The sequence below is a fragment of the Amphritea sp. genome (assembly GCF_016744155.1).
In the GTDB taxonomy this organism is placed as follows: Bacteria; Pseudomonadota; Gammaproteobacteria; order Pseudomonadales; family Balneatricaceae; genus Amphritea.
Map to the genome: position 1 here is coordinate 305,278 of NZ_JADGEW010000001.1, position 17,967 is coordinate 323,244.

The 17,967-nt window shown below is 48.8% G+C and carries 20 protein-coding genes; 12 read left to right on the top strand and 8 right to left on the bottom strand.

The window, feature by feature from the left end; all coding sequences use genetic code 11:
- Positions 1-1,014: a glycosyltransferase gene (locus tag QZZ54_RS01410; protein ID WP_290697521.1), complete on the top strand. Its 1,014-nt coding sequence runs from the start codon at positions 1-3 to the stop codon at positions 1,012-1,014.
- Here QZZ54_RS01410 and lpxL read toward each other — a convergent pair.
- On the bottom strand, positions 1,011-1,943 hold the full coding sequence (gene lpxL / locus QZZ54_RS01415) for an LpxL/LpxP family Kdo(2)-lipid IV(A) lauroyl/palmitoleoyl acyltransferase (RefSeq protein ID WP_290697523.1): 933 nt from the start codon (positions 1,941-1,943) through the stop codon (positions 1,011-1,013). The two genes, QZZ54_RS01410 and lpxL, sit on opposite strands and share 4 nt — an antisense overlap.
- 138 nt (positions 1,944-2,081) lie before the next feature.
- Here lpxL and msbA point away from each other — a divergent pair, with 138 nt between their 5' ends.
- Entirely contained in the window at positions 2,082-3,851 is a 1,770-nt protein-coding gene (gene msbA, locus QZZ54_RS01420; protein WP_290697525.1) for a lipid A export permease/ATP-binding protein MsbA, read from the top strand.
- The gene (gene hldE / locus QZZ54_RS01425) at positions 3,848-5,272 is read left to right on the top strand and encodes a bifunctional D-glycero-beta-D-manno-heptose-7-phosphate kinase/D-glycero-beta-D-manno-heptose 1-phosphate adenylyltransferase HldE (RefSeq protein ID WP_290697527.1); all 1,425 of its coding nucleotides are present in this window, start codon (positions 3,848-3,850) and stop codon (positions 5,270-5,272) included. Before msbA ends, hldE begins: the two co-directional genes overlap by 4 nt.
- 38 nt (positions 5,273-5,310) lie before the next feature.
- Here hldE and QZZ54_RS01430 read toward each other — a convergent pair whose 3' ends face one another.
- The 3 genes from QZZ54_RS01430 to QZZ54_RS01440 are packed head-to-tail and all read right to left on the bottom strand — an operon-like array spanning position 5,311 to position 8,137.
- Positions 5,311-6,120, bottom strand: a complete 810-nt coding sequence (locus tag QZZ54_RS01430; protein WP_290697528.1) for a hypothetical protein — start codon at positions 6,118-6,120, stop codon at positions 5,311-5,313.
- Positions 6,121-6,149: 29 nt separating this feature from the next.
- A complete protein-coding gene (locus QZZ54_RS01435) occupies positions 6,150-6,974 on the bottom strand; it encodes an aldo/keto reductase (protein ID WP_290697530.1) in 825 nt (274 codons plus the stop codon).
- The gene (locus QZZ54_RS01440; protein WP_290697532.1) at positions 6,953-8,137 is read right to left on the bottom strand and encodes an FAD-dependent oxidoreductase; all 1,185 of its coding nucleotides are present in this window, start codon (positions 8,135-8,137) and stop codon (positions 6,953-6,955) included. Before QZZ54_RS01440 ends, QZZ54_RS01435 begins: the two co-directional genes overlap by 22 nt.
- A gap of 65 nt (positions 8,138-8,202) precedes the next feature.
- Between QZZ54_RS01440 and waaA the strand changes: the two genes are divergently transcribed.
- Positions 8,203-9,504: a lipid IV(A) 3-deoxy-D-manno-octulosonic acid transferase gene (waaA, locus tag QZZ54_RS01445; protein WP_290697535.1), complete on the top strand. Its 1,302-nt coding sequence runs from the start codon at positions 8,203-8,205 to the stop codon at positions 9,502-9,504.
- 24 nt (positions 9,505-9,528) lie between these two features.
- On the opposite strand, the gene QZZ54_RS01450 is transcribed toward waaA, so the two are convergent.
- Both QZZ54_RS01450 and cyaY read right to left on the bottom strand, forming a co-directional pair.
- The gene (locus QZZ54_RS01450) at positions 9,529-10,092 is read right to left on the bottom strand and encodes an SIS domain-containing protein (RefSeq protein ID WP_290697537.1); all 564 of its coding nucleotides are present in this window, start codon (positions 10,090-10,092) and stop codon (positions 9,529-9,531) included.
- Between the two features lie 10 nt (positions 10,093-10,102).
- The gene (cyaY, locus tag QZZ54_RS01455) at positions 10,103-10,420 is read right to left on the bottom strand and encodes an iron donor protein CyaY (RefSeq protein ID WP_290697539.1); all 318 of its coding nucleotides are present in this window, start codon (positions 10,418-10,420) and stop codon (positions 10,103-10,105) included.
- 121 nt (positions 10,421-10,541) lie between these two features.
- Between cyaY and QZZ54_RS01460 the strand changes: the two genes are divergently transcribed.
- From QZZ54_RS01460 to QZZ54_RS01490, 7 genes are all read left to right on the top strand, one after another.
- Positions 10,542-10,652, top strand: a complete 111-nt coding sequence (locus QZZ54_RS01460; RefSeq protein WP_290697541.1) for a lipoprotein — start codon at positions 10,542-10,544, stop codon at positions 10,650-10,652.
- Between the two features lie 92 nt (positions 10,653-10,744).
- Positions 10,745-11,995, top strand: coding sequence for a diaminopimelate decarboxylase (gene lysA, locus QZZ54_RS01465; protein WP_290697543.1), 1,251 nt, complete (start codon positions 10,745-10,747; stop codon positions 11,993-11,995).
- A gap of 110 nt (positions 11,996-12,105) precedes the next feature.
- Positions 12,106-12,936, top strand: coding sequence for a diaminopimelate epimerase (gene dapF, locus QZZ54_RS01470; RefSeq protein ID WP_290697545.1), 831 nt, complete (start codon positions 12,106-12,108; stop codon positions 12,934-12,936).
- A complete protein-coding gene (locus QZZ54_RS01475) occupies positions 12,933-13,649 on the top strand; it encodes a DUF484 family protein (protein ID WP_290697546.1) in 717 nt (238 codons plus the stop codon). Before dapF ends, QZZ54_RS01475 begins: the two co-directional genes overlap by 4 nt.
- Positions 13,650-13,653: 4 nt before the next feature.
- Positions 13,654-14,604, top strand: coding sequence for a tyrosine recombinase XerC (xerC, locus tag QZZ54_RS01480; protein ID WP_290697549.1), 951 nt, complete (start codon positions 13,654-13,656; stop codon positions 14,602-14,604).
- Positions 14,597-15,322: an HAD family hydrolase gene (locus QZZ54_RS01485; protein ID WP_290697551.1), complete on the top strand. Its 726-nt coding sequence runs from the start codon at positions 14,597-14,599 to the stop codon at positions 15,320-15,322. The genes xerC and QZZ54_RS01485 overlap by 8 nt, the downstream gene beginning before the upstream one ends.
- Before the next feature lie 8 nt (positions 15,323-15,330).
- Complete coding sequence (locus QZZ54_RS01490; protein WP_290697554.1) at positions 15,331-15,879, top strand: hypothetical protein; 549 nt, start codon at positions 15,331-15,333, stop codon at positions 15,877-15,879.
- Here QZZ54_RS01490 and QZZ54_RS01495 read toward each other — a convergent pair.
- On the bottom strand, positions 15,876-16,307 hold the full coding sequence (locus tag QZZ54_RS01495; protein WP_290697557.1) for a helix-turn-helix domain-containing protein: 432 nt from the start codon (positions 16,305-16,307) through the stop codon (positions 15,876-15,878). The two genes, QZZ54_RS01490 and QZZ54_RS01495, sit on opposite strands and share 4 nt — an antisense overlap.
- A gap of 80 nt (positions 16,308-16,387) precedes the next feature.
- On the opposite strand from QZZ54_RS01495, the gene QZZ54_RS01500 reads away from it, so the two are divergent.
- Positions 16,388-17,032, top strand: a complete 645-nt coding sequence (locus QZZ54_RS01500; protein WP_290697560.1) for a cation diffusion facilitator family transporter — start codon at positions 16,388-16,390, stop codon at positions 17,030-17,032.
- Here the strand turns inward: QZZ54_RS01500 and QZZ54_RS01505 are convergent.
- A complete protein-coding gene (locus tag QZZ54_RS01505) occupies positions 17,007-17,924 on the bottom strand; it encodes a DMT family transporter (RefSeq protein ID WP_290697563.1) in 918 nt (305 codons plus the stop codon). The genes QZZ54_RS01500 and QZZ54_RS01505 overlap by 26 nt on opposite strands.
- Positions 17,925-17,967 lie beyond the last annotated feature (43 nt).

A 17,967-nucleotide genomic window follows, 5' to 3' on the forward strand; every position in this document is an offset into this window, starting at 1 on the left:
GTGGCAGATTTTCCTCTGGTTTCAGTTATTCTTCCGGTTTATAACGGTGCAGACTACCTTCTTGAAGCGATAGAATCTGTCTTACATCAGACTTATCCTCATGTTGAAATAATTGTCATTGATGACTGCTCTACTGATAACAGTGTTGAGCTTATTGAGAGCGTAGATGCCGATAACCTTACCTTGATAAGGAATAGTAACAACCTGGGTGTAAGTGCTTCTCGGAATAAGGGCATCTGTTCTGCAAAAGGCAAATATATTGCATTTATGGACGCAGATGATGTGAGTTTACCTCGCCGTCTTGAGTGCCAGGTCGACCTTCTGGAAAGAAACTCGGAGATTGGCCTAATTAGTTCTGCCTATGAAACATTTGAAGAAGATCTGAGTAAAGGGAAGCGAAGTTTAAAGAAGCTACCGACTGATCCTGAGGACATTGCTGCACGTCTGTTATTTCAGTGCGTCATTTGCTGTCCGGCTGCTATGTTGCGGGCAGCGCTTATAGAGCCGCATGGACTTTACTTTGATGAATCGTTGTCTATGTGTGAAGACTGGGATTTATGGTACAGAATCAGCAAGGTTTCAAAGGTTTCTAATATCGAAGATGTACTGCTTTACTATCGCAAACATTCCAGTAACTCATCAAAAAAGAGAGCTGAAATGTACAGGAGTAAAATCAGGTTGATACAAAGAAGCCTAAGGGATTATGGAGTGAGTACCGAGGGTCTCTTTAGCGATGAGTTTTATTTGAAAGGAGAGTCTGAATTCTGCTTGTTTGTTGAGAGGGTTGAGCTCTTTGCTAAAAGTAGTGGAACAGTTGCACGGTTTAGTGAGAAGGAAATTGTCAGGGCCTGTGCTTATGCTTTATATGAAATATATAAAACCAATATCCAAATATTGGGGGGTAGCGCGTATGATGTTCTGCGAAGCTCGTGGCTGTACAAACATATGGATATTAGTTGGAAGAACCGGATCAGGTATTTTCTGCGTTGTAAGCTTGCCCGACTGAATTCTTAGTCAGGCTTAGTGGCTTTATAGATATTTTTTTCTCCTGGTGGCGCAGTTTTAAAACGTTTGTGCACCCACATATATTGTTCAGGTGCTTTTCTAATACCTTCCTCTATTACTCTGTTAATCAGAGTCGCATCCTCCTCTTCAGAGCCGGAAGGAAAATTGTCTATACTGGTAATCTCCAGAATATAGCCTGAATTATCCTCTTTTCGCCAGCAGTCCAGCTTTACCAAAGGGGAACCATTCAGTTGATGCATTTTCGTTGTTGCTAAGGTTGTAGCCGCAGGGTGTCCAAAGAAAGGCACAAAGGCTGTGCCTTTGCGGCCTAGGTCTTGATCAGGGGCATACCAGATACAATGGTTATTTCTCATTGCTCTGAGCATTTGACGGGTTTTTTGTCGTTCTACAGGGTGGCTGAACCGTTTTCGGCCATTGGTAAAGAACCACTCAAGCATTGGGTTATCATGTTGCCTGTACAGAGTGCTGCATGGCTTTCCGTGAAGAGAAAAGAGTAGTCCTGCAAGGTCCAGGCAGGAAAAGTGCCAGCCCATCAAAATTACGCCGTTGCCTTTCTCTAACTGCCGATCAAGCAGGTCGAAGTTACGGAACTCGGTTCGGCTACGAAAAAAATTCTCATTTTTCCAGTAGGAAAAGCCTGTTTCGATTAAGCCTATGCCGTTGTTTTCAAAAACTTCTTTTACACGTTGGCGTTGTTCATCAGGGGTGAGTTCAGGAAAACAGAGCTGAATATTGACTGTTGTGACATGCCTGCGTCCGTTCATCAAACGGTACAGAATTCTACCCAGTTGCTTGCCTACCCACAAACCCCAATGATAGGGAAGTGCGCACAGTAGGCGAAGAATCCCAATACTGATCCATAAAGGCCAGTACTTCGGTGTAAGAAAATCTGACCAGTGTGCTTCTTTGTTGTCCACAATTAACCCAGATGCTGTAAAATCAAGCAATTATAGTATCCGTTAGCTTGGAACTCTAGGGTATAGCTAGGTTCAGTTGTCGGGTCTGTCCAAAAAAAAACATTGAGAGTTTTTTCTCTAGTGAAAAATCAGAGCAGTATGCAGGTATATATTCGCCTGCTTCAGTATGTGAAAAAATATTGGCCGGCTTTTCTGGTCAGTGTACTTGGCTTTGCTATTTATGCCGCTTCGCAGACCGCTTCTGCCAAGTGGCTTGAGGCTTTCATTGACTCGGTTGAATCGGGGGAGCTAGATAACCGGGCAGCCCTTGCTTTGGCTGTACTTGGGATCTTTTTTGTTCGTGGTGTCGGAACATTTTTGGGCAATTACGGGCTTTCTTACGTCGCCCGTTATGTGGTGCACAATCTACGCAGTGATCTGTTTCGCCAGCTGATGTTTTTACCTAGTTCATTCTTCCATAAGAACTCCAGTGGAGAGCTCTTAGCAAAACTGACCTACAACGTGGAACAAGTAACGGGTGCCGCGACTAATGCACTAAAAGTTGCGATCCGTGAAGGCTTCACCGTGATCGGTCTGGTTGGCTATATGTTGTATCTTAACTGGAAACTCACCCTGCTTTTTTTGGTTATAGGGCCTGTCGTTGGTGCTGTTGTCGGTATTGCTGCTCGCCGAATGCGGGGTATCAGCCGAAATGTGCAACAGAGTGTGGGAGATGTTACTGCGTCGGCATCCGAGGCGATTAAGGGTTATCAGGTGGTGCGTATTTTCGGTGCAACAGAGCTTGAAACGGACCGGTTTATTAAAGTTAGTCAGCAAAACCGCCGTCAGGTAATGAAAATGGTGGTGACGCAATCAGTAACCACACCTCTGGTTCAGATGATGGTTGCTGGTGTTATTGCTCTGATGACTTTTCTGGCAATGGACCCTGATCTGATACAGTCTATGACTACCGGTCAGTTTATAGCATTTATATCTGCGGCGGCATTGATGGCGAAACCTGTACGCTCGTTAACTGAGATCAGTAGTATGATTCAGCAGGGGTTGGCAGCTTCTGAAAGTGTTTTTGAAGTGCTTGATACCGCTCCTGAAAAAGATAACGGTGAATATCAGGTTGACCGCGTGCAAGGTGCTTTGCAGATTAATCAACTCAGCTTCAGGTATGAGGCTGATGGTAATCAGATTCTTGAAAATATCAGTTGTAATATCGCGTCGGGCGAAACCATTGCTCTGGTGGGTAAGTCCGGTAGTGGGAAATCAACTCTGGCGGGTTTGTTGCCCCGGTTCTACGATGCTACCGAAGGTGAAATTCTACTGGATGGATATAATATTCAGGATTATAAACTGGCGAATCTGCGCAGTCAGATCGCATTGGTAAATCAGCAGGTCATTCTGTTTAACGGGACCATTGCTGAAAATATCGCTTACGGGGCGATGGCCGGTTGTTCCCGGGAGATGATTGAAACTGCGGCGGAAGCTTCCCACGTTGCCGAGTTTGTCCAACAACTGCCAGATGGTCTGGATACCATGGTGGGTGAAAATGGTGTATTGCTCTCAGGTGGGCAGCGTCAACGAATTGCGATTGCCAGGGCAATACTTAAAGATGCGCCGATTTTGATTTTGGATGAAGCGACTTCTGCGCTGGATACCGAGTCTGAACGTCATATCCAGGATGCACTGGAAAATGTTATGCAGGGGCGGACTACCTTAGTCATCGCGCATCGACTTTCTACCATTGAGAACGCTGACCGTATTTTAGTGATGGATGGGGGGCGGATTATTGAGCAGGGTAATCATGCTCAATTGCTTGAACAGGCAGGTGTTTATGCCAATCTGCATAAGCTTCAATTTTCAGAAGTTGCGGCCGAGCCAGCGAGCGAATCAACCACCGATCAGGAACAGAATCTATGAAATTGGTAATGCCCCGCTTAGATAAGGCGCAGGTCTTGGTTGTCGGTGATCTGATGCTGGATCGATATTGGCACGGTCCTACTTCAAGAATCTCCCCTGAAGCGCCGGTGCCGGTAGTCAAGGTGGATCAGCGAGAAGATCGTCCGGGCGGCGCAGCCAACGTCGCTTTAAACATTACCGCTCTGGGTGGCGGTGTCTCACTGGTGGGTATTGTCGGTCAGGATGAGGCGGGGCAGGCGTTGGAGCAACAGCTTAAGTCTGCCCGTGTTAATTGTCAGTTTTGTATTAGTAATCGTGAACCTACGATCACAAAATTACGGGTGCTGAGTCGTCATCAGCAATTGATTCGATTAGATTTCGAAGAACGTTTTTCAGCTGAACACAGTATTGCTTTACAACAGCAAACAGAAGCTTTGTTGAGCAATGTTAGTGCGCTGGTACTTTCTGATTATGACAAGGGTACCTTGAGTGATCCTGGTGTTTTGATTCGGACAGCACGCAGAGCAGATGTACCTGTCTTAGTTGATCCAAAAGGGTCTGATTTTGAGCGTTACCGGGGGGCAACACTGCTGACGCCTAATATGGGTGAATTTGAAGCGGTGGTTGGGAGCTGTGGTTCTGAGCAGGAACTGGTAGAAAAAGCTCAGAGCCTGATTGAGCAACTTGAATTAGATGCTCTATTGGTGACCCGTAGTGAACAGGGTATGACGCTGATCAAGCCTGGCCAGAATGAGGTGCATTTTCCTGCCAGAGCCCGTGAAGTGTTTGATGTGACCGGCGCCGGAGATACCGTGATCTCTACCCTTGCAACCGCGCTGGCTGCGGGGGAGTCCCTGGAAGTTGCGACCGGCCTGGCAAATATAGCTGCGAGTATTGTGGTTGGTAAGCTGGGTACCGCCGCGATCAGTGGTCCTGAGTTACGCCGGGCCGTTAATTTGGAGCAGGGCTCCGAACGCGGGGTCGTTAGTGATGAACAGCTGATGATTGCACTTGAAGATGCGCGAGCGGCCGGTGAGACAATTGTGTTCACTAATGGCTGTTTCGATATTCTCCATGCCGGGCATGTGGGCTATCTTGAGCAGGCCAGGGCTCAGGGAGATCGCCTGGTGTTGGCTATTAACGATGATGAATCGGTGCGTCGACTGAAGGGAGACGGTCGGCCAATTAATCCGGTTGAGCGGCGCAAGGCTGTATTAGCGGGATTGGAAGCCGTCGATTGGGTGGTTAGTTTTAATGAAGATACGCCTGAGCGATTGCTGCAGCAGGTTCGTCCTGAAGTGCTGGTAAAAGGCGGTGATTACGGACTGGAGCAGGTTGTAGGTGGTGAATTTGTTGCTAGCTATGGCGGCGAGGTGAAAGTGCTCTCTTTTCTCGATAACTGTTCAACCACGGCGATTGTTGAGAAAATTCAGGGTAGCTGATCAGCTTAAATAAAACTTGAAACCTTTAAGTAAGTGGATTACATAAACGTTTTTCTCTTGGGTGCAAACACTTCGCTTAAGCGGGTGTCGGCGGGTATTTTCATGGCCTGCACCCGATCCCGAATGAGCTTGTTCAGACTAAAGATTCCATCGCCGTTCACTCTGGCCAGCCAGAGCTCTGAATTCAGTATCACATTCAGCTCATTCGATACCTGGTCATATTGCTCTTCCGCATGCAGCAAAGATAACTCTTCACAGTCAGGTAGTTTCATCCGCAGGGGATACACCAGCTGAGCGGAGCAGGTCTGTTTATGGATATACAGGAAAGGGTTACCTAATAATGGCTGCCGGTTGATATAAATCTGAGCTTGGGGGAATTTGAGTGGGTTGCTGCGTTCACTGTAGAGCTGAAAGATATCCTCACTGTGATATTCAAGTTCTGAATAGGGTTTGATTAATCGCTGAGTGTTTAGCTCCACCCGACAGAATTTCTTTCCTTTCAGTAATAGGCACTCTTCTACTAACTCCTGAGCCAGGGTTAGGTAAGGATTACTAAGTTGCTCCAGGGGCACATAACCCGAAGGGAGTTTCAATAAGGCATGGTCAGCTTTTTGCTGCCGGACTAATATCAGGTACTCTTTTTCAAATAGGGTCAGGTGGATCTGTGCTGAAACACCCAGGTTGGCGTACTTGCCAGGAATGCTGGGTTGGCAAGCTTTACGACGCATCTGCATAGTTTCAAAATCAACAGGAATGCCGACAGGAGTGATATTGATACCGCCAGCGAAAGGTTCGATCTCAATGGCCTGAGTTCGGAATTCGGCCGGATCTATACTGGCTATGAGCATGCTTTCTCCTGTTGTTATAACTGTAATCTTTAAGTGCTTAGCTGTTGCTCCATAGCCGCTGAAGCCGCCTCAACATTCGCACGCAGATGCTCAGGATTAATAGTGCCGATAATGGCGCTGCTGACCCCTTGATGACCTAATACCTGATCAAAACTTGCCCGAACCGGATCAATTCCTGGCCGTTGATTGAGGCTGCCAGAAGCCAGGGCCTTCTTGATAAATACCCCTTTTTCCTCTGCCAGCGCATAATCGATAACCGCCAGCTCGTCCTGGTAATCCAGATTGTAGGTGACCATGGCGATATCAGAGCGTTTCAGAGCTTCAATGCCCCCGGCAACCGTTTTAGTAGACATACCGGCGGCGCGGATCTTTCCTTCCGCTTTTAACAGCTCCAGCTGTTCCAATATGCCGTAACGTTGGATGATCTCAATATCATTGCCGTCAGAGTGCACCAGTAGGATATCTATCACATCGGTCTGAAGTCGTTGCAGGCTTCGCTCTATACTTAATCTCACATGTTCGGGGGTAAAATCAAAGTGTGATTGCCCAGTCTGGTTATTAAACTCCTCACCAACCTTGCTGCATATCAGCCAATGATCACGCTGCCCCTGCAGTAGTGGGCCAAGTCGCTCCTCGCTCCGACCATAGGCGGGAGCGGTATCTAGCAGGTTGATCCCCAGATCTCTGCTCAGATCCAGTAGGCCTCGTGCACTCCGATCATCAGGAATGGTGAAGCTTTCGGGGTATTTTACACCGCGATCGCGGCCCAGCTTGACCGTGCCCAGCCCGATCGGACTGACCATCAGATCGGTACCGGCAATCTTTCTCAGTGTTAGCAAAACAAACTCTCCCATACTGGTTCAGCGATCTCTGGTTTGGCTAATAGTGCCAGAACGGACCTGTCTGCCTTGGCGCAGGGGGTGATGTTTTGCTCACTGAGCATGCCAAGGACCTGATCGGCCAGATCGGGTGCCAATGCCAGTTTAGTGGGCCAGCTGATGACGCAATTGCCGCTTAACTGGGCAAAGGCTGAGTCTGGACGGGTCAGCGACGACTGTTTAGGTTCTGCCCGGTTAATATGAAAACTACCCCAGCGGGCATCGTTCAATTCGACCCAGGGAAGCAGTTTGGCAATCAGTTGTTGGGCTTCCTTAATTTGTTCTTCTGAACTTCGCTTTACGCCGGCTTCGGCCAAATCGCCGCCCAGATACCATACCTGTTCGCCATCCTGGGTTGGGTGTGTGGTGATAGTGACTATGGGCTTGCTACCGCTACTTATGCAATGAGCGAAGGTAGGAAGATCGGAACGATGGCGGATTACGACCATATGCAGTGGCCGGCGCTGCATCTGTGGTTGATCTATGCCGAGTTGCTGCAAGAGCTCCTCGGAACCTTCGCCAGCGGTGGTTATATAACGCTGGGCTTTAATGCGCAGCTGGTTTAGCTGTACCGCCTGAACTTCACCGTTAAGTGTTTCTAGCCGGACCTCGGAGGGATCAACTTTGCAGATCTGCTGCATATTGGGTCTGGCCAAGGCCTCAATGACGGAAGGTACATCCAGGACGATCTCATTTAATTTATACAGATTACCGCGGAATTTTGGATTCTGGAAAACCTGCGGCCGCTCTTTAGCTGAAACTTGATCTACTCGTCCTTTCAGCGCTTTACTGGCCAGGAAGGTCGTCATTTTCGACCCTAGTGAGGCTTTCGACCACATATAATGAGCATCAGACAGAATCCGTGCCTGGCTGAGATTTAGTTCGCCTTCTCCCTCGAGACAGGCGCGCCAGCGGGATGGCATATCAGCAATGCTATTGGATGCCTGGGTTAGAACGCCATTCAAAGCGTATTTTGTGCCGCCGTGAATAATCCCCTGAGAGCGGACGGATTGACGTCCACCGAGGCTATGGGTTTCCAGCAAGATAGCATCAAAACCTTGTTGTCGGACTCGGTTTAACAGCCAGAGGCCGGCGATACCGCCGCCCAGAATAACCAGATCTGTCGTTACTGTTTGCATCTTTATACCTGCGATTAACAGCGGTCATTATACCCTCGGTATCACTCACTGATAATGGTAAACTGATGTTTTACTTATGGAATGCGTATATCTCTATGGCTCGTTGGTTCTATTCGCTGATGTTTTATTGTCTGATACCACTGGTTTTGCTGAAGCTTTGGCTGCGCGGTAAGCAGGCGCCGGAGTATCGACGTCGCTGGTCTGAGCGCTTTGGTTTTGTTCATTCCGTTGAGGGCGCGCGACCTATCTGGGTGCATGCCGTTTCGTTTGGCGAAACGATGGCAATTATTCCTTTGGTAGAAAAACTGCTGGATGAGCACCCGGAGGTGCCGGTACTCATTACCAGCATGACGCCTACTGGCAGTGCCCGGGTGACGGCTCATTTTGGTGATCGGGTTAGCCACTGTTATTGCCCATATGATCTTCCCGATGCTTTGGCCCGTTTTCATAAACGCATCAATCCCCGTAGCTGCGTGATCGTCGAAACTGAACTTTGGCCCAATCTTATCCACAGCTGCGCTCAGCGTAATATCCCGGTGTTGGTAACCAATGCACGGCTATCTGCACGCTCAGCTGCCGGCTATCAACGATTCAGATGGCTTGCTGAACCAATGTTGCAACGTGTCACAGGGATTGCAGTACAGAATGCGCAGGATGGTGAACGCTTTGTCGAGCTGGGGCTGGCGTCTGAAAAGTTAAAAGTGACCGGTAGTATTAAGTTCGATATTGAAGCCCCAGAGGGCGCTGCGTCTGAAGCCAGCAGGTTGAAAAATGCCTGGGGTTCTGAGCGCCCGGTGATTATTGCAGCCAGTACCCATGATGATGAAGAAACGCAGCTGTTGCAGGCTTATCGGAATCTGCAATCGCGATATAACGATCTTGTTTTAGTGCTGGTACCCAGGCATCCGGAGCGCTTTACCAGCATTTATGATCAAAGTGTTAAGGCAGGCTTTCGTACCTGTCGTCGAAGTCTGACTCAGCTACCGGCAGCAGATTGTCAGATCTATCTTGGGGATACTATGGGTGAGTTGATGACGCTGTACAGTACGGCAGATATCGCTTTTGTCGGGGGCAGCCTGGTTGAACATGGAGGTCATAATCCACTGGAGCCTGCGGTACTGGGTAAGCCGGTACTAATCGGCCCCCATGTTCATAACTTTCATCAAATCGTTGAGACGATGGAGCAGGAACTGGCGCTTCAGGTTGTCATCGATACCGAAGAGCTACAGCGGGTTGTTGCTGAATTGATTGATCATCCAGAGCAGGCACGGGCGATGGGCATTCGTGGTCGTAACTGTATTGAAGCGAATCGGGGTGCGCTTGACCAACAGCTGCAATTGGTAAAACAGATGGCTGCTCTTGGCTAAGAGCAGCTTAGGGTCGAACAGTTATTATGGAGTCGACATTCGCCGGTCCATCTCTTCACAGAGCCAATGGCCGATAAATATATGGGCTTCCTGAATTCGGGCTGTTTCACTGCTCGGTGCTTTTACTAAATGGTCCGCAATTGAGGCGAGCTTTCCGCCGCTCTCTCCGGTCCAGGCCCAGCAAACGGCGCCAATATTCTGAGCCGCTTCTATCGCGTTGATAACATTTGCGCTGTTACCTGAAGTGGATAAGCCGATAACCAGATCCCGGGGTTGGCACAACGCCTCTATCTGGCGGGTGAATACCGAATCAAAGCTGTAGTCATTAGAGTGCGCAGTCAGGATAGAGCTGTCTACCGTCAGGGCCAGAGCGGGAAGCGCCCTGCGTTCTGCTTTGTAACGTATGACAAACTCTGCCGCCAAGTGTTGGCAATCGGCAGCACTGCCGCCATTGCCAAAAAACAGTAGCTTGCCGCCGGCAGTGAATGTTGCTGCGACCTGTTCGGCTAGCTGACGGATATCCGTCTCGATCTCTGGCAGACGATTAAAGGTCTGCATATGGCGTTGCAGTGCACTTTCAAATGACATCGGTTATTCCTTATAGATCGAAGCTGAAACTTTCACCGGCCTGCGCTGATAATACTTCAGTCAGAACATCATTCAACAGTGCTCCATCACTGTCACGGGCCCAGGTTTTACCATTAAAATCGAAGTGAAAACCACCGCTGCGGGCTGCTAGCCAGAGCTGTTTAACCGGTGTCTGCCGGGTAAATATCACCTGAGTCTGATTCTCGCAGATCACTGTGAGTACGCCACCGTTATTCATAAAGTCGATGTCGGACTCGGCTTCATCAAGAACTTCTTCGATCTCGAATAGAGTGTCGTCAACCTTCTGGTTAAATTCAGATTCGTTCATTGTAGTACTCATGTGACGGAATATTATCAGTGAGACAGAGTATATAGCAGTTCGTTCAGGTACTCATCATGGCTGCTGCGCTGTATAATCGGGCGATTAACTAAAAATCAGGAATAAAAACGTGAAAGCCTGTTGGATCGCCATTTTTTTCAGTGCTCTGTTGATCAGTGGTTGTGGTCAGAAAGGGGACCTTTATCTGCCCGAAGATGCGCCCAAACAGGCGCAGCAGTAGCCTTTAATTACTTTAACGAATCAATTAGAACTAGTTTCTATTAACAGGCTCAGTTATTCCTGAGCAGTAACCTTATATACAGACAGATAACCATGGATAATTTTCAATACCTGAATGGCCGCCTTTGTGCCGAAGAAGTGCTGGTAAGCCGGATTGCTGAACAATACGGTACGCCAACCTATATCTATTCCCGCGATGCTCTGGAACGCGCTTACCTGGATTACGCTCAGGCACTTGAAGGCCGTGATGCACTGGTATGTTACGCGGTGAAAGCTAACTCAAATATCGGCGTGTTGAATGTGCTGGCACGATTGGGCGCGGGTTTCGATATCGTTTCCCTGGGTGAGCTGGAGCGGGTTATTAAGGCCGGTGGTGACCCTGCGAAAGTAGTTTTTTCGGGTGTAGCAAAGCGTGAAGATGAAATGCGCCGTGCCCTGGAACTGGGTATCCACTGCTTTAATATTGAGTCGGAAGCCGAGTTGGATCGTTTGAACAAAGTGGCGGCTGAACTGGATAAAGTGGCGGTGATCTCATTGCGAGTCAATCCCGATGTGGATGCCGGTACTCACCCATATATCTCTACCGGTCTGAAAGACAATAAGTTCGGTGTGGCTATCGAAGAGGCGGCACGTGTCTACCGTTATGCTCACAGCCTGAGCCATCTCGAAGTACAAGGTGTGGATTGCCATATCGGTTCTCAGCTGACAGAGGTTGAGCCGTTCCTGGATGCGCTGGACCGGTTATTATTGCTGATCGATACCCTGGCAGAACAAGGCATCACTATTAAGCATCTGGATCTGGGCGGTGGCCTGGGGGTTTGCTATACCGACGAAGTGCCTCCTACACCTCAGGAGTATATCGCCGCAGTGCTTGAAAAACTCGGCGATCGGCCACTGAAGCTGATCTTTGAACCGGGGCGATCTATCGCTGCTAATGCGGGCATTATGATTACTAAGGTCGAGTTCCTTAAGTGTAATGAGCATAAGAACTTTGCCATTATTGATGGCGCTATGAATGACCTTATTCGTCCGGCACTGTATAGCGCTTACATGGAGATTATTCCGGTAGAGATTCGTGAGGAAGGCGACGCGCGGAGCTTTGATCTGGTAGGTCCGGTCTGTGAGTCCGGTGATTTCCTCGGGAAAGATCGAGAGTTGAATATCGAGCCGGGTGATCTGTTAGCGGTTTGTTCTGCCGGCGCCTATGGTTTTGGCATGAGTTCAAATTACAATACCCGTAACCGGGCTGCTGAAGTGATGGTCGATGACAATCAGATACACTTGATTCGTAAGCGCGAAACCGTTGTAGACCAGCTACGGGGTGAAACTGTTTTACCGGGTTGATGGTCTTAGTTGTAACAAGGGTTATTGAAAGGACCTGTTAATCAGTCTCGTTAATGAGCCCGACAGAAAAGGCAAAGCACTGTCCGAACAGTGCGCCTAAAGAGAAAACTATGTTAGTTCGATTTACAAAAATGCACGGTCTTGGCAATGATTTCTTGGTGCTGGATACCGTGACACAAAAAGTTAAGGTTAATTCCGCGATGGTTGCGCGTCTGGCGGACCGAAACCTGGGTGTCGGTTTTGATCAGATGCTGATTGTTGAGCCACCCACTAATCCTGAGATGGATTTCCGCTATCGGATATTTAATTCTGATGGTACTGAAGTAGAACATTGTGGCAATGGTGCCCGCTGTTTTGCCAAGTTCGTCCGGGATAAGCGACTTACCGCTAAAGAAACGGTTGCAGTAGAAACCCAGCAAGGGCCTATCTACCTAACGATAACTGCTGATAAGCAGGTGATTGTGGATATGGGCGTGCCGATACTGGAACCCCAGAAGATTCCTTTCAGTGCGGATCAGCAGGCAGCTACCTATTCTATAGATGTGGATGGACAATCAGTCCAGATCAGTGCGGTCTCGATGGGCAATCCCCACGGTGTGCTGGTGGTCGATGCGGTTAGTACCGCTCCCGTTGAGACTTGGGGGCCGGCACTGGAATGCGACCCTAAGTTCCCGGCTAAAGCGAATATCGGTTTTATGGAAGTGATCAGCGGTGCTGAGATCCGTTTGCGTGTTTTTGAACGCGGTGCCGGTGAAACCAAAGCCTGTGGAACCGGTGCTTGTGCTGCGGTTGTTGCGGGTCGTTTACGTGGCCTGTTAGATCAAAAAGTGACAGTGCACCTACCCGGTGGCACACTGTTGGTAGAGTGGGCCGGTGAAGGGGAGCCACTGATAATGACAGGGCCTGCAACTACAGTGTATGAAGGACAAATCTTCCTATGAGCGAAAATAAGCCAACAGCGACTAAGCCTGTAAGTACGATCTCTCAAGAGATTAGTGCCGAGCAGGTTGCTGAGTATTTAACCCAGAATCCGGATTTTTTCACTGGCAATGAATATTTGCTGGAGAAACTTTATGTTCCTCATCAGCGAGGTAATACGGTTTCGCTAGTGGAGCGACAGACGAGCCTGCTGCGCCAGAAGAATCGCGAGTTACACGATTATCTCGGTGATATGATCGGCGTGGCCCGGGAAAACGATATTCAGTTCAGTAAAACTAAGAAAATGATTCTGGCGCTGCTGGATGCCGATACTCTGGATGATGTAGCTGTCGCAATTGATGAGAGCCTTTGTCAGGATTTCAACAGTGATACCACCGCGTTAGTACTCTTCGGTGAGCAGTCTGAAGCGCAGAATAATCTGCGCGTACTGTTACGAGAAGATGCCGAAGCCATCGATGGACTGGTGGATCTGTCACAAACCCGTTGCGGTAACCTGACGGAATTGCAGAACCAGTTTCTGTTTCAGGAGCAGGCTTTCAAAGTAAAATCTGCTGCCGCTGTACCTATAGTGAAGGGCGAAACTCTGGGGCTGCTGGCAATCGGTAGCTTTGATGCGTCTTACTTCCAAAGTAATCAGGGAACCCTGTTTCTCGATTATATTGGTCAGGCGCTGAGCCGGGTGGTTTCTCCCCTGCTACAGGATCGAAAGGCCTGATTTTATGAACACTGGCGATGCTGCACTGGATGGGTTTTATACCTATCTGGTCAGCGAGCGACAGCTCTCCGGCAACACCCTGAGCAATTATCGCCGTGATCTGACCCGTTTGCAGGAGTATCTGCAACACAGCACGCTGTTTCCGAGTGGATGTGTCGATTGGGCTCAGATAGAAACAAAACATATTCGCAATTTTGTTGCCTGGGTTCATCGTGAAGGGCTGGGCGGCAAAAGTATCCAGCGTCTTTTATCGGCTATCCGCAGCTTTTATAAATATCTTCACCGTGAAGGGCTGGTGCAACAAAATCCCGCTCTGGGTATTCAAGCGCCTAAAAGCCCCCGCAGGTTACCTCATACACTGGATGTTGATCAGCTTAATCAGTTGCTTGATACCGACGACAGTACTAAAAATGACCCGCTGGAGTGCCGCGATCAAGCCATTCTGGAGCTGATTTACTCATCCGGACTGCGCTTATCCGAGCTGGTCAGCCTCGATCTGCACAGTATTGACTGGCAGGAGGCGACGCTGAGAGTGGTAGGCAAGGGATCTAAAGAGCGGGTGTTGCCGATTGGCAGAAAGGCGATGCAGGCGCTGGATCGTTGGCTTGATCTGCGCGATAACATGACAAAACCTGAAGAGATGGCACTGTTTGTCAGTCAACGGGGTAGTCGGATCAGTACTCGCAGTGTTCAGCTTCGGATCGACCGCCGGGCTAAGATGCAGCATACTCAAGGCAAGGTCTATCCGCATCGATTACGGCACTCTTTCGCCAGCCATATGCTGGAATCCAGTGGCGATCTGCGTGCGGTGCAGGAATTGTTAGGGCATGCTGATATATCCACGACCCAGATCTATACTCACCTTGATTTCAGACATCTGATGGATGTTTACGATAAAGCTCACCCCCGCGCGCACCGACAATCTGACAATAAGTCTGGGAAAGACGATGATTAAATGTATAACTTTCGATCTGGATGACACCCTTTGGGCGGTTAATCCCGTCATAATCGCTGCAAATAAGACACTTTATCAGTGGCTTAGTGAGAATGCTGAGCTGTTCGTCAAGTGCTATAAATTGCGAGATTTTGAAGTTCTGAAGCAGCAAGCGCTGCAGCAGAGTCCCGATATAGGCCACAGTGTCACCCTGATTCGCCTAAAGCAGCTGGAGATCGGTCTGCTAGAGGCGGGTTATCCACAGGACCAGGCGGTTGCACTGTCTCAACAGGCATTTGAAGTGTTTATCGAAGCCCGTAATCAGGTAGAGCTATTTGAGCATGCACGGGGTGTCCTGGAGAAACTGAGACAGTCGGGTTATCTCATCGGCGCGCTGAGTAATGGTAATGCCGATGTAAACCGAGTGGGCCTGGGAGACCTGTTTGATTTTGCTCTAAATGCTGACGGTGTTGGCAAAGAGAAACCCCACCCTCTGATGTTTGAACAGATGTTACATCGCAATCAACTGCGACCCGAGCAGGTGATTCATATCGGCGATAATCCTCACCATGATATTCTGGGAGCCAAGCATGTGGGGCTTTGGACAATTTGGGTTAATCTTACAGAGGCAGTCTGGCCGGAAGCTGAAACAGCGGACCGGGATGTAACCTGTCTTAGCAATATTCCTGATATGGTCGCTGAAATTGCTTCAATTTCAGGACACAGAGCAACACTTTAGGAAAGCAGATGACAGAAGAAGCTTCGCATAATCAAGCGCCCCAGAGTGAGGCATCTCAGAATCAGATCAATCTGAATTATGATGCAGCGCAAGACCGTATCCTGATACGTGCCAGTGAAGGTGGAAAAGAATATCGGGCCTGGTGGACGCGTCGATTAGCCCTGCGTATCCATACATTGTTCGGCGAACATACTTTTCCGACGGTAAATAACGCCAGTCATCTGCAATCGGAGCAACAGCAAAGCCTGGGCGATTTGGAGAAACAAGGGGCCGTTCAGCAGGCGGATTTTTCGACGCCCTATCAGGAAGATGCCAGTCACTACCCCCTGGGCGAAGAGGGAATTCTGGTACAGCGGATTGATATTAAAACTGAAGGTAAGATTGTCAAAATTATTATGCTGCCTGCTGATGGAGAAGGGATGACGTTGTCACTACCGCCGGGGCAGCGTTACTCCTTTGAACATATGCTACAGCGGGTGATGACGGCTGCAGAGTGGGTCAGTGCGGCTGCACAGGATAGTGCAGGTAGCCCGCAGGCTCCTCGTATCGCACACTAAACTGCATGATCACTGCTGCATAGTTTATGATTTACCAGGACTTCCAGTACTTGGCATTGGTGTTCATCCTCATAGCTACAATTTTCTATCATCCGGTTTAACTCGGTTTCCATCGCTTGTAACTGTGCAATTTTCTGCTGAATATCAGCTAAATGTTGTTTGGCGATCTGATCCGCTTGCAGATGATCATCCAGGCAGCAACTACATAGCTTTTGCAGCTGCTCAATGGCGGGTAGATCAAATCCAAGCTGGCGGGCATGACGGATAAAGCGCAACAATGTCAGATGCTGTTGATTATAGCGGCGCTGATTTCCAGCATTGCGGCTGGCAACAGGTAATAACCCTCGTTCTTCATACCATCGAATGGTGGGGATTTTGCAGTCGGTTAGTTTTGACAGTTGGCCAATGCCGTAACTTTTTTCTTTCATATACAAATAAACCTTGAAGCTCTAGTTACTAGAGACTTTATAGTTTTTGTACTGACAAATATATGAAAGAGGGTTAAGCCATGTCTCACTGCTGTGGAAATACTACATTTACAGGTCTGGATCCGCTGTATTTACGAATTCTCTGGCTGATTATTGCCATTAATGGGGTTATGTTCGGTGTCGAAATTGTGGCGGGTATTGCTGCCCAATCACAGGCTCTACAAGCGGATGCGTTGGATTTTCTCGGCGATACAATGAGCTATAGCATCAGTCTTTGGGTAATAGGCAAGGCTGTTTCTGTACGTAGTAATGCTGCATTGTTTAAAGGGCTGAGTTTGTCACTTATGGCGATATGGGTAACGGGCTCTACTATTTACAGGGTTTTTGTTATGAATGCCCCGGATGCGATGACTATGGGTGGTGTGGCCATCGCTGCTTTTGTAGCTAATATGATTTGTGTATTGCTATTGATGCGTTATAAAAATGGTGATGCCAATATCCGCTCGGTTTGGCTCTGCAGTCGTAACGATGCGATTGGTAATATTATCGTCCTGATCGCCGCATCGGGTGTTTGGTATTCAGATACTCCTTGGCCGGACCTAGTTACGGCATTGATGATGGCTGCGCTATTCCTCTCTTCTGCCTGGCAGATTACCCGGCAGGCTTTGCTGGAAAAAAAAGAAGGCGAAGAGGATAGAATCAGTAGCGGGATTCAGGGTTTATGATGTTAACGCTCGTAGTGAGCTTTTTACGTTTCTTGTACCCTGCAATGGTTGATCCTAATACAATTGCCAGACAGGCCAGGCCCAGTGTTAAGTTCGCTTCGGTTACTCCTGAAATGACTAACAGCAGAGCTGAAATCAGCGGTGCTGAGTAGGCCAGTACTCCGAGTAGCTGCAGGTTGCCGTGTTTAACCCCATAGTCCCAGGTAAAGAAGGCGATACCCACCGGGCCAATGCCTAAGCCAATCACTCCAAACCACTGACCGGCTGATGCTGGCCAGACTGTTGTTTCCCACAGCCAGTGACAACACAATGCCAGTAGTGCGGTGGCGCCGCAAAACCATCCAGCAGCATCGGTGGATACCTGTTTCACCAGGCGACTCAGAACTGAATAGCCTGACCAAATTAAGGCGCAGGTTAACGCCAGTAAATAACCGCTGAGGTATTGCTGATTAAACCCGTCACTTCCCTGGCCGATGAGCAGCCAGCATCCATAAAGTGCGATGATTGCACCGATTATATGCCGTTTAAGTATTGTTTCGCCCGGTAATAAGCCCGCTAGCAGAACAATCAGCAGTGGCCACATATAAGCCAACAGACTAACGGTGATTACCGGGGCTTTGGTCATCGCGAGGAAATAACAGAAGTGATAGCCGAAATAGCCTCCTATACCTAACATCCAGACCCGCTTTGGTTGACGTAGATGCCTCAGCCCTAAGTGTCCCTGACGCCACCAATTCAGGTTCATCAGTAGAAAAGCCAGAGCGAACGTCATTGCCATCAGCTGGAACGGAGGAATCCGGCCCTCAGTCAGGCGAGTCAGTAGAGCCAGAGTGCCCCAGAGAAAGATGGAAACTGAGCCAATCAATGTGGCCCGCAGTGTTGTTGTTAACATTCATATTATCCCGACAAATTATCATGTCAGCATAAGGCGAGGC

Excerpts from the sequence above, each read along its gene's own strand:
- QZZ54_RS01475 (WP_290697546.1), top strand. The coding sequence starts at position 12,933 with ATGAGCGAAAATAAGCCAACAGCGACTAAGCCTGTAAGTACGATCTCT.
- xerC (WP_290697549.1), top strand. The coding sequence starts at position 13,654 with ATGAACACTGGCGATGCTGCACTGGATGGGTTTTATACCTATCTGGTC.
- QZZ54_RS01440 (WP_290697532.1), bottom strand. The coding sequence starts at position 8,137 with ATGCAAACAGTAACGACAGATCTGGTTATTCTGGGCGGCGGTATCGCC.
- QZZ54_RS01505 (WP_290697563.1), bottom strand. The coding sequence starts at position 17,924 with ATGTTAACAACAACACTGCGGGCCACATTGATTGGCTCAGTTTCCATC.
- QZZ54_RS01490 (WP_290697554.1), top strand. The coding sequence starts at position 15,331 with ATGACAGAAGAAGCTTCGCATAATCAAGCGCCCCAGAGTGAGGCATCT.
- QZZ54_RS01495 (WP_290697557.1), bottom strand. The coding sequence starts at position 16,307 with ATGAAAGAAAAAAGTTACGGCATTGGCCAACTGTCAAAACTAACCGAC.
- cyaY (WP_290697539.1), bottom strand. The coding sequence starts at position 10,420 with ATGAACGAATCTGAATTTAACCAGAAGGTTGACGACACTCTATTCGAG.
- lysA (WP_290697543.1), top strand. The coding sequence starts at position 10,745 with ATGGATAATTTTCAATACCTGAATGGCCGCCTTTGTGCCGAAGAAGTG.
- QZZ54_RS01450 (WP_290697537.1), bottom strand. The coding sequence starts at position 10,092 with ATGTCATTTGAAAGTGCACTGCAACGCCATATGCAGACCTTTAATCGT.
- QZZ54_RS01500 (WP_290697560.1), top strand. The coding sequence starts at position 16,388 with ATGTCTCACTGCTGTGGAAATACTACATTTACAGGTCTGGATCCGCTG.
- hldE (WP_290697527.1), top strand. The coding sequence starts at position 3,848 with ATGAAATTGGTAATGCCCCGCTTAGATAAGGCGCAGGTCTTGGTTGTC.
- QZZ54_RS01430 (WP_290697528.1), bottom strand. The coding sequence starts at position 6,120 with ATGCTCATAGCCAGTATAGATCCGGCCGAATTCCGAACTCAGGCCATT.
- waaA (WP_290697535.1), top strand. The coding sequence starts at position 8,203 with ATGTTTTACTTATGGAATGCGTATATCTCTATGGCTCGTTGGTTCTAT.
- msbA (WP_290697525.1), top strand. The coding sequence starts at position 2,082 with ATGCAGGTATATATTCGCCTGCTTCAGTATGTGAAAAAATATTGGCCG.
- dapF (WP_290697545.1), top strand. The coding sequence starts at position 12,106 with ATGTTAGTTCGATTTACAAAAATGCACGGTCTTGGCAATGATTTCTTG.
- QZZ54_RS01435 (WP_290697530.1), bottom strand. The coding sequence starts at position 6,974 with ATGGGAGAGTTTGTTTTGCTAACACTGAGAAAGATTGCCGGTACCGAT.
- QZZ54_RS01485 (WP_290697551.1), top strand. The coding sequence starts at position 14,597 with ATGATTAAATGTATAACTTTCGATCTGGATGACACCCTTTGGGCGGTT.